The sequence below is a fragment of the Streptomyces sp. NPDC056347 genome, from assembly GCF_042262625.1.
GTDB lineage: Bacteria > Actinomycetota > Actinomycetes > Streptomycetales > Streptomycetaceae > Streptomyces.
In genome coordinates this window covers 16,975-30,897 of the sequence record NZ_JBHJQP010000092.1, presented here as the reverse complement: position 1 = coordinate 30,897, position 13,923 = coordinate 16,975, and the positions used below count along the sequence as shown (strand labels likewise).

Here is a 13,923-nt window from a genome sequence, read left to right as displayed (position 1 = left end):
GTGGGAGAGCGCTTCGTTCACACCGAAGAGGTCACTGGTTCGAACCCAGTATCGCCCACCCGGACAGAGGGCCCGTGAGACCAAAGAGTCTCACGGGCCCTCTGCGTTTCCCCGGCGTTTCCCCGGCCCGGGCGGCCCTTCGGATTTCGCCCGGTGCCGCGGTGGAGATCACGCGGCCGTACGGTCCCGCAGGGATTTCTTGGCTTTCCGGGACCCGGGGAATTTCCGGAAGGACTTCTTCCCCGGGTCCGGCGGGCAATCGCCTCGGGTCGTCCGGGAATTCCCCGGTGTCCGTGACGGGCATGAACTGCTGCATTTTCCGGTCGAGTTCACCGTGGCCACTTCTTCACCAGCCCCGGGACGACGCACCGTCAGCGCATTCGGACCACGCTCTTCTTCAGCCGCCGTGCGTCGCGCAGTCGCTGTTCGTACGTCGCCCCCACCACCAGCAGCAGCACTCCGGCCAGGGCGGGCGGCAGCCAGCGGGGGAGCGCGCCGACGACCTGGACCACATAGGGCGCCAGCTCGTGGACGGCGTCCAGGGCCAGCACCGTGCCGCCGATCAGCAGCAGGGCCTGGAGCCGCAGCCGGGCGCCCGCCAGGGTGATCACCAGGGCGGCCGCGCCGAGCAGCAGCGGGCGCGGCCAGTCGGGGTCCAGCCAGGCCGCGACGAGGCTCGGGACCAGCGTCGTGGCGAGTCCCGCCCCGTACGCCGTCCAGGACGAGGCCGACGGATCGCGGCGCCGCCGCAGCACACCGACCGCCAGCGCGGGCACCGTCACCGGCAGGGTGTACGCCTCCGGGGTCGTGACCCCCGAGGCCGTCAGCCGTACCCAGGCAGCCAGGACGAACAGCGCCACCGCCAGATACCCGGCCGCGGGCCGCCGTTCGGCCCGTACCGCGGTCCCCGCCGCCAGCACCCCGCACAGCGCGAGCACCAGCGCGAGGAACGGCCGGTCCGGTACGGCCATGAGCACCGCCAGTACGGCCGGAACGGCACCGGCCAGCTCGACCGCCGGGGCCACCACCGGACGGTCCCGCAGCCGGGCCCCGAGCAGCACCGTCACCGCGGTCACGGCCAGCAGCAGGGGCGCCGCCCGGTAGTCGGCCGGCTCCAGCGACGCCCCGGCAGCCCGGGCCAGCACCGTCGCGCACACCACGGCCCCGCACGCGGACACCGCCTGGGCGACCCGCAGCGCGTGCACCGCCTTGGCCGGACCGTCCAGCAGCACCGCGACCGCCGCGAGCGCCACCAGCAGCAACGCGAACACCGGGTACGTGGCGGACTCCTCGGCGAGCGACAGGAGGCCCAGGCTCACCGCCCCGGCCAGGCCGCACACCAGCACCGTCCAGCCGGCCGGTTCCGTACCCCGGCGCAGGCACCCCACCGCCACCGCGAGCGCCCCGGCCACCAGCACCGACTGCGCCGCCACGGCCGCCGGGTACGAGAACCCCAGCACCGCGGGCAGCGTGACGAGCCCCGCCCAGCACAGCGCCGGGGCGGCGGCCCCCGCCGCACCCCACCCGGCCGGGCCCGGCCGGAACGCCGGCCCGGCCATCCGCACCAGCCGGTCCCGCCAGCGGTACGCCGCCCCCAGCAGCGCGGCCGCCGTCAGCAGCGTCACCGGGGCCGCGGCCGTCGCCGACCACGCCGAACCGGTCACCCCCAGCGCGCCCCGGGCCCCGTCCTCGGGGGCCCCGGACCACACCCGGGCCAGCTGCGACACCGGGCCCAGCAGCGACAGGACGGCCAGCGGCGCCGCGGCCAGCACCGCCGCCGCGCCCACCCCGGAGGCGGCCCAGCCCAGCCCCCGCCCGACCGGCCGCGGCAACGGCGCGCGCACCGCACCCAGCAGTGCCGCACCGCACAGCAGGTACACCGGCACCGACCAGCCCCGGTCCATTTCCGCGCAGAGCACCCCGCCCACCGCGGCCACCGCGCACAGCCCGGCCGACACACCGCCGGCCACGGCGAGCGCCCCGGGCGCCCGCCACGCGCCGGTCAGGGCGATCGCCGCCCCCGCGAGCAGCAGCGCGGCCGGCTCCACCGCGTCCGGCACCGAACGGGCGGCCAGCGACTGCGTCAGTGCCACCAGCAGCCCCAGCAGCCCGGTGGTCCAGGCACCCGCGCAGGCGGTCACCCGGACCGGAGTGCCCCGGCCCCGTACCGCGAGCGCGCAGTCCAGTGCCGCCGTCCCCAGCAGTGCCCAGCCGAATCCCGAGGCGCCCGCACCCGCCGACCACGCCCACAGCACCAACGGCAGCTGAGCGGTCACCACCGCGAGCGGCAGCGGCAGCCGCAGCCGCCCGAGCCACAGCCCGTACCCGCCCCAGGCCGCCGCGAGCACCGCCGAGGAGGCCGCGGCGAACCCCGCCGCACCGGCCTGCGGCATCGCCACCCGGTGCAGCGCGTAGGCGTCGAGCACCATCAGCAGGCACGCCAGGGCGCCGAGCGACTCGGCGGTCGCGGACAGCCCGCGGCGCAGCAGCGCGGCGGGGCCCGCGAGCGCCGCGAGCGTCACCACGCCGAGCACCGCCGAGCGTCCGGCGATCCCCATGTGCCCCCAGCTCACCAGGGTGAACGCGATCGCCGCGACGGCCAGCAGCAGGCCGCCGAGGGTGAGCAGCACGTTCTGCGCGCCGCCCGTGCCGGTCCGCGCGGCGGGAGCCGCGAACGGGCCCTGCGGGGAGGGGCCGAGCGGGGCCGCGTACGGCGCGGCCGGCGGCACGGGAGAGGCGGTGGGCGGCGTCAGCACGCTCAACAGCCAGGCGCGGCGGACCAGCAGGTGCGACCGGCGGGCGTCGAGCCTGGCCAGTTCACGGTCGAGGAGCGCCAATTCCTCGGCGGGCGGCGGCACATGTTCCATGAACGCGAGTGTGGCGTGCGCCACGGACTCGTACATGCGCTCGGATACTCAGTTCGCCGGCTGAGTACGCGCAGACTGGGCCCATGGACTGGAACCACTACCGCTTCGTGAGTACCTGGGACCTGCCCGCTCCGCCCGACACCGTGTACGGGATTCTCGAACGGGCCGACCGGTACCCGCGCTGGTGGCCGCAGTTCCGCGAGGTCGTCTCGGCCGACGGGGTGACCGGAACCACCCGGATCCGCGCCTTCCTGCCGTACGAACTCGTCATCACCGTCCGCGAAAGCCGCCGCGATCCGCGGGCCCGGACGGTGGAGGCCGTGCTCGGCGGCGATCTGGTCGGCTGGGCCCGGTGGACGGTCACCGCGCACGGCGACGGCAGCCGGGCCGTCTACGAGCAGGAGGTCGAGGTGCGCAGGCGGCTGATGCGGCTGCTCGCGGTGCCCGGAAGGCCGGTGTTCCGGGTCAACCACGCCCTGATGATGCGCGCCGGACGCCGGGGGCTGCTGGCCCGGCTGGGGCGAGTTTGAACAGGAGCCGCAGAGCCCTGTATGGTTCAACCCGTTCCCGGGCGATTAGCTCAGTGGGAGAGCGCTTCGTTCACACCGAAGAGGTCACTGGTTCGAACCCAGTATCGCCCACACCGGGGAAAGCCGGTCCGTCAGCAGAATCGACGGACCGGCTTTCACGTGTCCGGCACCGGTCGGCCGGACCCCCTTCCCGAACTCCCGGTCACGCCGCGGTCGGTAGCGCCGGGCGCAGCGGCCACGCCGGGTCCACCGTCTCGGCCGTGCCGTTCTTCGCGAACCACGCCTGCAGCCCACGTGCCTGCGCCGCGTACCAGACCGCCTGGAGGGTGTGCAGCTCCGGCGGGGTCAGACGGTCCAGGCGGGACGAGAACCGCCGCCCCACCGCCCGTACCAGGTCCAGCGCGGCCATCGCGTCGGCCTCGGCGTCATGGGCGCCCTCGAGGGAAACGCCGTAGAGCGCGCAGAGGTCGGTGAGGGTGCGCCTGCCCTTGCGGTAGCGGTCCAGGTGTTTGTCGAGCACATGCGGATCGAGCACGCACAGCGGTGAGTTCTGCAGATAGGCGCCGAGCGACGAGGCGCGATGGCGCTTCAGCTCCCGGTCGAGCAACGTCAGGTCGAACGGGGCGTTCATCACGACCAGGGGGCGCCCGGCCGCGCAGTGCTCGGCCAGGGCGCGGGCTATCTCCTCCATCACGGGCGCCGGCCAGCGCCCGTTGTGCTGGAGGTGCTCGTCGGTCAGGCCGTGGATCCCGGTCGCCGCCGGAGGCACCGGCACCCCCGGGTTGACCAGCCAGCGGGTGGCGCGCGTCCGCCCGCCCGTCGCGTCCTGGACGACGAGGGCGGCCGACACGATCCGGTCCCCCTCGACGTCGACCCCCGTCGTCTCGGTGTCGAAAGCGGCCAGTGGGCCTTCGTACCAATACGTCATCCCCGAACTCCTCGCACCCGGACGGCAGATGGTGCTGTCCCTCTGCCCGGTTCGGTAATACCCGCGCCCTTTGCCTGATACGCCGTTTGCGGACGGTCCGGTGCGGTGACAACACAGGTGTGGGGTACGGGAGTTGCCCGTCGCCCCGGCCCCGAGAAACCGATCGCCACAGCCCGGAAGGCACCCGCAGCCATGGCGCTCGCGAAGCCCGAACCGAGCGGGCTGCTGCCGCAGCGGACCGAACCGCTGCGCGGCACACTCGCCACCACCGCCTGCATGGAGACGCTCCAGGTGGGTTATCTGCACGCGGTCGCGGCAGCGGCGGGATGCTCCCTGTCGCAGCCCTTCCCCGACAACGGCATCGACTGGCACGTCAGCCACGGCGCCCCCGGCCATGCCGTGGACGACGAAGTGACCATCAAGGTGCAGCTCAAGTGCACCTACCAGATCCCGCCGCGACCGCCGGGACCGACGTTCGCGTTCACACTCGACAACGCCCACCTCGTGAAGCTCGCCCGGACCCCCGTGTCGGTGCACAAGATCCTCGTCGTGATGATCGTGCCGCGCAGCCAGGACGACTGGCTGCGGGCCGGGCACGACCGGCTCGACCTGCGGCACTGCTGCTACTGGACCAACCTGGCCGGTCACCCGGTGACCGGACGGCAGCGGACCACCGTGCGCGTCCCGACCTCGCGCATCTTCGACGACCGGGCGCTCTGCGAGATCATGACCCGCGTGGGGGCGGGAGGGAGGCCCTGATGCACCGGCCGATGGACGAGAACCGCGCGGCGCCCCCGTCGGCCGCCCGACGGCGGCCCGCCGGCCCCGGGGGACCGCGGCCCGGCCCCGCCCGGCCGCCCGGTGACATCCCCGACCCGGCCGGGGTCGACCCGGCGGTCCTGGGAGCCCTGCTCGGCCGCCACGGCTGGCTGCGCCGCGGCGGCGTCCCCGGACGGTACGGCCGCTGGACCCCGCCGGGACCCTCCGGCGGCGCGGCGAGCCTCCTGGTCCCCGACACCACCGCCTTCCCCGACAGCGAGGACCTTCTCGCCGAGGCGCTCACCGCGCTGGCCCGCAGCGCGCTGCCCCGCGCCCGTGAGGTGCTGCTCTCCCTCGCCGTGCCCAGCGACGAGATCCGCTGGTGGCGTGAGGCCCCCGAGCCGGTCGCGGGCGCGACCGCCTGGACCGGCGCGGAACGGCTGCACACCGCCGCCCGGCAGATCCTGCTCGCCGGAGCCCTCGCCGTACGCTCCACCGCCGGATACCACGGCGCACGCCACCGGCGCCGGGCGAGGGCGGCGCTCGACGGCGTCCTGGTCGAACCCGCGCCCGGCGGCCGCGAGCTCGCCGCCTTCGTGCCGGTCACCTCGGGACGGGCCGTTGCCGTACGGCTCCACCGGGCCCTGCACGCCACCCGCGAGGCCGTGGACTACCAGCGCGCCACCGGCGGCTTCGAAGCCTTCGACACGGCCGTCGCGGCGGGCGTCAGCCGCGAACTGACCCAGGCGCTCGTCGCGCTGGTGAGGGGATCGGAGGGGGCGGGCATCGCCCTGGACTGGGCGCCCGCCGCGGGGCCGCCCGAGGGCTGCCCGGCCCGCCCCGAGCCGGTGGAGTTCTCCCCGGGGGACCTGCCCGCACTGCGCCGGGCGGGCGCCCGCTACCTCAGGGACGAGCCGCCCGAGACCGTGCGGATCACCGGCGCCGTCGTCCGGCTGCGCCGCGCGGCTCCGGGCGGTCCCGGGGTCGTGCGGCTGCGGGTGCTGGCGGGCGCCGAGGTGCCGCACGTGCGGCTGGAGCTGGACGAGGAGGCGTACCGGATCGCGGGCCACGCCCACCTGGTCGGGCTGCCGATCCGGGTGGAGGGCAGGCTGGAGAGCCACGACGGCTTCCGGCGGCTGACCCGCACCGCACAGGTCGTGCCCGTACGGGTCGACGACGCGGAACGGGACCGGCTGATGAAGTCCCTCCACGAGAACCTCGACTGCTTCGAGGAGGCCTGCGGCGGCGAATGACGGGGGCGGTCCCGGCCCTTTTCGCACGGGAGGCCGTCGGCTCGGTACGATTCTCCTGGCACGCGCTAGAGGAATGCGGGTGCGCCCCCTGAGTCAGGAGAGACCGGTGTCAGACGTCCGTGTGACCATTCAACGCGATTCCGAGCGGGAAGAGCGCGTGGTGACGACGGGCACTACGGCAGCCGAGCTCTTCGCCGGCGAGCGCACCGTCGTCGCCGCCCGGGTCGCCGGCGAGCTGAAGGACCTCGCGTACACCGTCGCCGACGGCGAGGTCGTCGAGCCCGTGGAGATCTCCTCCGAGGACGGCCTGAACATCCTGCGGCACTCCACCGCCCACGTGATGGCGCAGGCCGTGCAGCAGCTCTTCCCCGAGGCCAAGCTGGGCATCGGCCCGCCGGTCAAGGACGGCTTCTACTACGACTTCGATGTCGAGAAGCCGTTCACGCCCGAGGATCTCAAGGCCATCGAGAAGAAGATGCAGGAGATCCAGAAGCGCGGCCAGCGCTTCTCCCGCCGGGTCGTGACGGACGAGGACGCCCGCGAGGAGCTGGCCGCCGAGCCGTACAAGCTGGAGCTCATCGGGATCAAGGGCTCCGCGTCCTCGGACGACGGCGCGGACGTCGAGGTGGGCGGCGGCGAGCTGACCATCTACGACAACCTCGACCCGAAGACCGGCGAGCTGTGCTGGAAGGACCTCTGCCGGGGTCCGCACCTGCCGACCACCCGATTCATCCCGGCGTTCAAGCTGATGCGCAACGCCGCGGCGTACTGGCGCGGCAGCGAGAAGAACCCGATGCTCCAGCGCATCTACGGCACCGCCTGGCCCACCAAGGAGGAGCTGAAGGCGCACCTGGAGTTCCTGGAGGAGGCCGCCAAGCGCGACCACCGCAAGCTCGGCAACGAGCTGGACCTCTTCTCCTTCCCCGACGAGATCGGCCCCGGCCTCGCGGTCTTCCACCCCAAGGGCGGCATCATCCGCCGCGCCATGGAGGACTACTCGCGCCGCCGTCACGAGGAGGAGGGCTACGAGTTCGTCTACTCCCCGCACGCCACCAAGGGCAAGCTCTTCGAGAAGTCCGGCCACCTGGACTGGTACGCCGACGGCATGTACCCCCCCATGCAGCTCGACGACGGGGTGGACTACTACCTCAAGCCGATGAACTGCCCGATGCACAACCTGATCTTCGACGCGCGCGGCCGTTCCTACCGTGAACTCCCGCTGCGCCTCTTCGAGTTCGGCACGGTCTACCGGTACGAGAAGTCCGGCGTGGTGCACGGCCTGACCCGCTCGCGCGGCTTCACGCAGGACGACGCGCACATCTACTGCACCAAGGAGCAGATGGCCGAGGAGCTCGACCGGACGCTCACCTTCGTCCTGAACCTGCTCCGCGACTACGGTCTGACCGACTTCTACCTGGAGCTCTCCACCAAGGACCCGGAGAAGTTCGTCGGCTCCGACGAGATCTGGGAGGAGGCCACCGAGACGCTGCGCCAGGTCGCCGAGAAGCAGGGCCTGCCGCTGGTCCCGGACCCGGGCGGTGCCGCGTTCTACGGCCCGAAGATCTCGGTGCAGTGCAAGGACGCCATCGGCCGCACCTGGCAGATGTCGACCGTGCAGCTCGACTTCAACCTCCCCGAGCGCTTCGACCTCGAGTACACCGGCCCCGACGGCACCAAGCAGCGCCCGGTCATGATCCACCGTGCCCTGTTCGGTTCCATCGAGCGCTTCTTCGCGGTGCTCCTGGAGCACTACGCGGGCGCCTTCCCGGTCTGGCTCGCCCCGGTCCAGGCGGTCGGCATCCCGATCGGCGACGCGCACGTCCCGTACCTCCAGGAGTTCGCGGCCAAGGCCCGCAAGCAGGGGCTGCGGGTCGAGGTGGACGCCTCCTCCGACCGGATGCAGAAGAAGATCCGCAACCAGCAGAAGGCCAAGGTGCCCTTCATGATCATCGCGGGCGACGAGGACATGGCGAACGGTGCCGTCTCCTTCCGCTACCGCGACGGGTCGCAGGAGAACGGCATCCCGGTCGAGGACGCCATCGCCAAGATCCGCAAGGCCGTGGAGGACCGCGTCCAGGTCTGACCGGTACCTCGCACGAGGCCCCCGGAGCGCTACCCGCTCTCCGGGGGCCTCGTCTCGTCCTCCCGGCGGAACACCTGCATCAGCCACGACGAGAACGAACCCGTCACCGCCCCCAGCAGCGCGAGCCCGCAGATCATCAGCCCCGACGCCACGACCCGGCCGCCCGCGGTGACCGGTACCGCGTCCCCGTACCCCACGGTCGTCAGCGTCTCGCACGCCCACCACACGGCATCGCCGAAGGTGTGGATCGAGGTCTGCGGCGCCCGGTGCTCCAGCTGGTAGACGCAGAGCGCGGCGGTGAACCCGAGCAGCAGGGCGGCGGCCCCCGCGTAACTGATCACCCGGGCGTACAGGCTCAGCCGCGGCCTCTCCCGGCCCCGCTGGACCACGGTGTAGATGTGGATCAGGCGCAGCGGCCGCAGCAGCGGAAGCAGCAGCACGAGCGTGTCCAGCCAGTGCACCCGGACGAATCGGTGCCGAAGGCCGCTGAGCCGGAGCCGCACGGCGTAGTCCGCCGCGAAGACCAGCCAGCCCGCGCCCACGAGGGCGAGGCCGAGATCCCGCACGATCCCCAGGTCCTCGGGGGCCAGGACGTGGATCGCGTAACCCAGCAGGAAGAGCAGCGAGACACCGAAGAGCGGCACCTCGGTGTGCTGCTCCCAACGCCGGAGGCGGGGCGGGGCGGAGGCGGCGGACGGGTCGCTCATCGCCTCAGCATCGCCGTACGCCGACGGGTGTGCCCCCGACGACACGCACCCGCGGAGCGAAGCAATATGCTGATCCGCATGACGAGTGAGCCGGAACAGCAGATCGGAGTGGGGACGCCCGACGCGTTCCAGCGCCTGTGGACGCCCCACCGGATGGCGTACATCCAGGGGGAGAACAAGCCGACCGGCCCGGAGGCGGGTGACGGCTGTCCGTTCTGCGGCATCCCGTCGAATTCGGACGAGGACGGGCTCGTCGTCGCCCGCGGCGAGCACGTCTACGCCGTGCTGAACCTGTACCCGTACAACGGCGGTCACCTGATGGTGGTGCCCTACCGGCACGTGGCCGACTACACGGAGCTGGACGGGCCGGAGACCATGGAGCTGGCCGACTTCACCAAGCGGGCCATGGTGGCGCTGCGCGCGGCGTCCGGGGCACACGGATTCAACATCGGCATGAACCAGGGTGCGGTGGCGGGTGCCGGGATCGCGGCCCACCTGCATCAGCACCTGGTGCCGCGCTGGGGCGGGGACACCAACTTCATGCCCGTGGTCGGGCACACGAAGGTGCTGCCGCAGCTGCTCGCCGACACGCGCAAGATGCTGGCCGACGCCTGGCCGGTCGACTGACCGGACCGGGCCGGGACCGGAAACCCGAAGGCCGCCCCCGCGTCGGGGGGCGGCCTTCGGGCGTACGTCCGGAGGGGCCGGCGGCTACGCGTCGTACAGGTCGGCCTTGCGCGGGCTCGGGTCCTGCACCGCACCGCTCAGCACCATCGAGCGGTTGTCGAAGCGCTCGGTGTCGACGCCGTTCTCCGCGAGGACCCGCAGGGCCGCGTTGTGCACGGCGCGCAGCACGGGCGTCGCGGCGCGCATCGCGTCGTCGGCCATGAAGCGGTGGCGCCACGGCTGCTCCGCCCAGGCGTGCCGCAGACCGAAGGGCTCGGGCAGGGCGATCTTCCCGCCCAGGTAGTCCAGCAGCGGCGGATACCAGGTGAACGGGGCGCGCAGGGCGAGGCGGACGACCTCGCTGGACTCCACCAGCGGCAGCTTGATGTCCCGGGTCTCCCAGAACCGCACGGTCTTGTTGACCGTCTTGGTCGGGGCCGAGGGCTTGCTGGTGAAGAGCGAGTGGACCGGGCCGAGGGCGTGGCCGGTGACCTCGATGCGCAGTGTCTCGTGGAGCACCGTGACCGTGATCATCATGGTGATGATCAGCTGGCCGTCCCACAGGACGAACTGGACGCCCAGGTAGTGCCGGTCACCGCTGCCGAACTGCTGGTGGTTGCAGATCCGCTGTATCTCGTGCGGCTTGACCTGGAAGGTGGCGACATCCTCGCCGGCCGGGCGGGAGACCGAGTCCGCCTTCTCGCCGACGGGGGACACGATCCAGTGGGTGACCGACGGGGTGGGGAACCCCCCGGTGTTCAGCGGGCCGCGCTCCAGCATCTTGAGCTGGTCGTGGATCGCCCGGATCACGTCCCAGCTGCGGAACCGGTGGAACTCCTTGCCGGGGTCCTTGGAGACGAGCTCCTCCGCCAGCTGCCAGCTGCCCCAGCGGGTCCCCATGCCGAGGATGCCCTTGGGGCCCGCGTAGAAGACCGAGTTGGAGTGCTGCTCGGCGGTGAGCTTCTCCAGACCCTGGCGGAGCGCCTCGCGGGAGGTCTCGCTGGGGTTCTTCGGCACGGCCTCGGGGATCTTGGCGATGACACCGCCGCCCGACAGCAGCCCCTCCCAACGGGCCCGCATGTCCTTGGCGGAGGCCTCGGCGATCTGCTTGGCGAGGTACCAGCCGACGACCGGGGCGACGATCGCCAACAGGACGTAGAGCGCCAGGAAGCCGGTGAGATCGACGTTGACCGCGGCGATCAGCGCCACGATCCCGATGATCGGGAACAGTGCGTTGCCCAGCGCGGAGAGCGCCTTGTCCTTGGTGCCGGCGAGGTGGTCGCGCAGCCGGAACGCGATGACCCACAGCAGCATGCCGGGCAGGAAGAGGAAGCCGAACACGGCGGTGATGACGGTGAGTTTGGTGTCGCGGCGCTTGCGGAGCCGGGACGCGGACAGACAGTGCTCGACGACGGTCTGCGGATCGGTCCCGAAGGACTGGATGAGGGCCTTGCGGGCGCCGCCCAGCATGCGCTCCTGGACGGCGCGGCAGTACGCCTCACCGAGGTTCGGCTTGAAGTAGTCGGACTTGAGGAATTTGGAACGGCCCACCTTGACTTCGGACTTGTGCCACTCGTTGTTGGCGTCAAGGATCTTCTCCACCGGGCTGTCCCGGTACGCCGCCGAGGCGAGGGCATTGGTCACCACTGCCTGCCCGCCCGACCCCTGGAGCGGGATCTGCGCTCCGGGAGAGAAATCGAATCCGTCGCTGGCCACTGTCGCCCCCACTCGCCGCCGAGGAACTGCTCCTGCGGCTGTTTCCCAACTGCCGTGCTCGGCACACTTTCTGAGCTGGGACCAAAGAGTATCGTCCGGAACGCCGCGCCGCCCGCCCCGTGGACAAAGGCGGGCGGCGGGGCCGGTCAGCCCTCCTCCGGGTCGTTCCCCCGCTGCTCCCGGAGGCGTTCGGCGAGATGCGGGGGCATCGGTTCGTGCCGGGCGTACGCCCGGTCGAAGCGTCCGGCGCCATGGGTGAGGGCCCGCAGGTCGACCGCGTACCGGTCGATCTCCAGCTCGGGCACCTCGGCCCGCACCAGCGTGCGGCCCGGACCGGACTGTTCGGTGCCGACCACGCGGCCGCGCCGTCCGGAGAGGTCACTCATCACCGGCCCGACGTAGTCGTCCGGGACCAGGACCGTGACCTCGGCGACCGGCTCGAGGAGCTGGACACGGGCCCCGGCGGCCGCCTCGCGCAGCGCCAGCGCGCCCGCGGTCTGGAAGGCGGCGTCGGAGGAGTCCACCGAGTGGGCCTTGCCGTCCCGCAGCGTGATCCGTACGTCGACCAGCGGGTACCCGGTCGCCACCCCGCGGGCGGCCTGGGCGCGCACCCCCTTCTCGACGGACGGGACGAACGGGCGGGGCACCGCGCCGCCGACCACCCGGTTCACGAACTCGATGCCCGAGCCCGGAGGCAGTGGCTCCACGTCGATCTCGCAGATGGCGTACTGGCCGTGGCCGCCGGACTGCTTCACATGGCGGCCGCGCCCGGTCGACGGGGCGGCGAAGGTCTCCCGCAGCGCCACCCGGTGCGCTACGGCGTCGACCTGGACGCCGTAGCGGCTGCGCAGCCGGTCCAGCGCCACGTCCTGGTGGGCCTCGCCGAGGCACCACAGGACCACCTGGTGGGTGTCCTGGTTCTGCTCCAGGCGCATGGTCGGGTCCTCGGCCACCAGCCGGGCCAGCCCCTGGGAGAGCTTGTCCTCGTCCGCCTTGCCGTGGGCCTCGACGGCGAGCGGCAGCAGGGGATCCGGCATGTCCCAGGGGTCCATCAGCAACGGCAGGTCCTGGTCGGACAGGGTGTCCCCGGTCTCGGCGCCGCTCAGCCGGGCCACCCCGGTCAGATCGCCCGCCGCGCACGCGGCCCGGGGGCGCTGCTGCTTGCCGAACGGGGAGGAGAGGGCCCCCACCCGCACCTCCGCCTCGTGGAAGGGACGGGGCGCGTGCCCGCGATCGGTGAGACCGCGGCCGAACACATGGACGGTGTCGTCGGCTCGGAGGGTGCCGGAGAAGACGCGGACGAGCGACATCCGGCCGACGTACGGATCGGTGGCCGTCTTGACGACCTCGGCGACCAGCGGCCCGTCCGGATCGCAGGTCAGGACCGGGCGGGACGCCCCGTGCAGCGGGGTGACCTCGGGGAGCGGGCGCTCCAGCGGAGTCGGGAGGCCGCCGGTGATCAGCTCCAGCAGCTCGACGGTGCCGACGCCCTGGCGGGCCCCCTCGGCGGCCGGGGCCGCGGCGAGGACGGGGTGGAAGCCGCCCCGGGCCACGGCACGCTCCAGGTCGTCCAGGAGCGTGGCGACGTCCACCTCGGCCCCGCCGAGATAGCGGTCCATCAGGGTCTCGTCCTCGCTCTCGGCGATGATGCCCTCGATGAGCCGGTCACGGGCCTCCCGCAGCGCGGCCCGCCGGGCCGGGTCGGGCGGGTGCTCCCGGCGCTCGCCCGAGGAGTAGTCGAGGAACCGCTCGGTGAGCAGTCCGGTGAGCCCGGTGAGCGGGGCGTGCCCGTCGGCGCCCTCGGGGCCGTGCACGGGCAGGTAGAGCGGGAGCACCGCGTCGGGGTCGTCGCCGCCGAAGATCTCCCCGCACACCCGGGTCATCGCCTCGAACGGGGTGCGCGCCGTGTCGAGGTGGGTGACGACCAGGGCGCGCGGCATCCCGACGGCGGCGCACTCCTCCCACGCTGCACGGGCGGTGCCCGCCACCGCCGGTGCCTCCTGGGCCGCCGACACGACGAAGAGGGCCGCGTCCGCCGCCCGCAGACCGGCCCGGAGCTCCCCGACGAAGTCGGCGTACCCGGGGGTGTCCAGCAGATTGATCCGGTACCCGCCCCACTCGACGGGGACCAGCGAGAGCTGTACGGAGCGCTGTCTGCGGTGCTCGATCTCGTCGTAGTCGGAGACGGTGGCACCGTCCTCGACCCGGCCCGCCCGGTTGACCGCGCCCGCGGTCTGCGCGAGGGCCTCGACGAGCGTGGTCTTGCCCGAGCCGCTGGGGCCGACCAGCACCACGTTCCGTACGGACGAGGGCCGGTCGGCCGCCGGTGCCCTGCCGGCGGCCCCGGTGTGTGCGCGTGCTTTGTCGCCCATGATGCGTACCTCCCGGCTGATGGCGCGGAACGGAGGAAATAC

General features: G+C 72.9%; 10 protein-coding genes and 1 tRNA gene. 6 read left to right on the top strand and 5 right to left on the bottom strand.

Annotated elements, in window-relative coordinates:
• Positions 1–371: 371 nt before the first annotated feature.
• Entirely contained in the window at positions 372–2,867 is a 2,496-nt protein-coding gene (locus tag ACFCV8_RS21455; RefSeq protein WP_376686992.1) for an SCO7613 C-terminal domain-containing membrane protein, read from the bottom strand.
• Between the two features lie 83 nt (positions 2,868–2,950).
• On the opposite strand from ACFCV8_RS21455, the gene ACFCV8_RS21450 reads away from it, so the two are divergent.
• Both ACFCV8_RS21450 and ACFCV8_RS21445 read left to right on the top strand, forming a co-directional pair.
• The gene (locus tag ACFCV8_RS21450; protein ID WP_376686991.1) at positions 2,951–3,397 is read left to right on the top strand and encodes an SRPBCC family protein; all 447 of its coding nucleotides are present in this window, start codon (positions 2,951–2,953) and stop codon (positions 3,395–3,397) included.
• A gap of 39 nt (positions 3,398–3,436) precedes the next feature.
• Positions 3,437–3,508, top strand: a tRNA-Val gene (locus ACFCV8_RS21445).
• 91 nt (positions 3,509–3,599) lie between these two features.
• Here ACFCV8_RS21445 and ACFCV8_RS21440 read toward each other — a convergent pair.
• Positions 3,600–4,325, bottom strand: coding sequence for a 3'-5' exonuclease (locus ACFCV8_RS21440; RefSeq protein ID WP_376686990.1), 726 nt, complete (start codon positions 4,323–4,325; stop codon positions 3,600–3,602).
• Between the two features lie 192 nt (positions 4,326–4,517).
• Between ACFCV8_RS21440 and ACFCV8_RS21435 the strand changes: the two genes are divergently transcribed.
• From ACFCV8_RS21435 to thrS, 3 genes are all read left to right on the top strand, one after another.
• Positions 4,518–5,084 carry a DUF4365 domain-containing protein gene (locus ACFCV8_RS21435; protein ID WP_376686989.1) on the top strand — a complete coding sequence of 189 codons (567 nt, stop codon included), beginning with the start codon at positions 4,518–4,520 and terminating at the stop codon, positions 5,082–5,084.
• Positions 5,084–6,337 (top strand): hypothetical protein, encoded by a 1,254-nt coding sequence (locus ACFCV8_RS21430; protein WP_376686988.1) that lies wholly within the window; start codon positions 5,084–5,086, stop codon positions 6,335–6,337. Before ACFCV8_RS21435 ends, ACFCV8_RS21430 begins: the two co-directional genes overlap by 1 nt.
• A 106-nt stretch (positions 6,338–6,443) precedes the next feature.
• The gene (gene thrS, locus ACFCV8_RS21425) at positions 6,444–8,420 is read left to right on the top strand and encodes a threonine--tRNA ligase (RefSeq protein ID WP_376686987.1); all 1,977 of its coding nucleotides are present in this window, start codon (positions 6,444–6,446) and stop codon (positions 8,418–8,420) included.
• A 29-nt stretch (positions 8,421–8,449) separates the two neighbouring features.
• Here the strand turns inward: thrS and ACFCV8_RS21420 are convergent, their stop codons facing one another.
• Positions 8,450–9,127, bottom strand: a complete 678-nt coding sequence (locus ACFCV8_RS21420; RefSeq protein WP_376686986.1) for a potassium channel family protein — start codon at positions 9,125–9,127, stop codon at positions 8,450–8,452.
• A 66-nt stretch (positions 9,128–9,193) separates the two neighbouring features.
• On the opposite strand from ACFCV8_RS21420, the gene ACFCV8_RS21415 reads away from it, so the two are divergent.
• Complete coding sequence (locus ACFCV8_RS21415) at positions 9,194–9,754, top strand: HIT domain-containing protein (RefSeq protein ID WP_376686985.1); 561 nt, start codon at positions 9,194–9,196, stop codon at positions 9,752–9,754.
• Between the two features lie 84 nt (positions 9,755–9,838).
• On the opposite strand, the gene ACFCV8_RS21410 is transcribed toward ACFCV8_RS21415, so the two are convergent.
• Together ACFCV8_RS21410 and ACFCV8_RS21405 are read right to left on the bottom strand one after the other, a co-directional pair.
• Entirely contained in the window at positions 9,839–11,509 is a 1,671-nt protein-coding gene (locus ACFCV8_RS21410) for a hypothetical protein (RefSeq protein ID WP_376686984.1), read from the bottom strand.
• A gap of 146 nt (positions 11,510–11,655) precedes the next feature.
• Positions 11,656–13,881: an elongation factor G-like protein EF-G2 gene (locus ACFCV8_RS21405; protein ID WP_376686983.1), complete on the bottom strand. Its 2,226-nt coding sequence runs from the start codon at positions 13,879–13,881 to the stop codon at positions 11,656–11,658.
• Between the last annotated feature and the right edge of the window lie 42 nt (positions 13,882–13,923).

Bases quoted from the DNA above. Each gene is read 5' to 3' on its own strand.
- ACFCV8_RS21455 (WP_376686992.1), bottom strand. From the start codon at position 2,867: ATGGAACATGTGCCGCCGCCCGCCGAGGAATTGGCGCTCCTCGACCGT.
- ACFCV8_RS21450 (WP_376686991.1), top strand. From the start codon at position 2,951: ATGGACTGGAACCACTACCGCTTCGTGAGTACCTGGGACCTGCCCGCT.
- ACFCV8_RS21440 (WP_376686990.1), bottom strand. From the start codon at position 4,325: ATGACGTATTGGTACGAAGGCCCACTGGCCGCTTTCGACACCGAGACG.
- ACFCV8_RS21435 (WP_376686989.1), top strand. From the start codon at position 4,518: ATGGCGCTCGCGAAGCCCGAACCGAGCGGGCTGCTGCCGCAGCGGACC.
- ACFCV8_RS21430 (WP_376686988.1), top strand. From the start codon at position 5,084: ATGCACCGGCCGATGGACGAGAACCGCGCGGCGCCCCCGTCGGCCGCC.
- ACFCV8_RS21420 (WP_376686986.1), bottom strand. From the start codon at position 9,127: ATGAGCGACCCGTCCGCCGCCTCCGCCCCGCCCCGCCTCCGGCGTTGG.
- ACFCV8_RS21415 (WP_376686985.1), top strand. From the start codon at position 9,194: ATGCTGATCCGCATGACGAGTGAGCCGGAACAGCAGATCGGAGTGGGG.
- ACFCV8_RS21405 (WP_376686983.1), bottom strand. From the start codon at position 13,881: ATGGGCGACAAAGCACGCGCACACACCGGGGCCGCCGGCAGGGCACCG.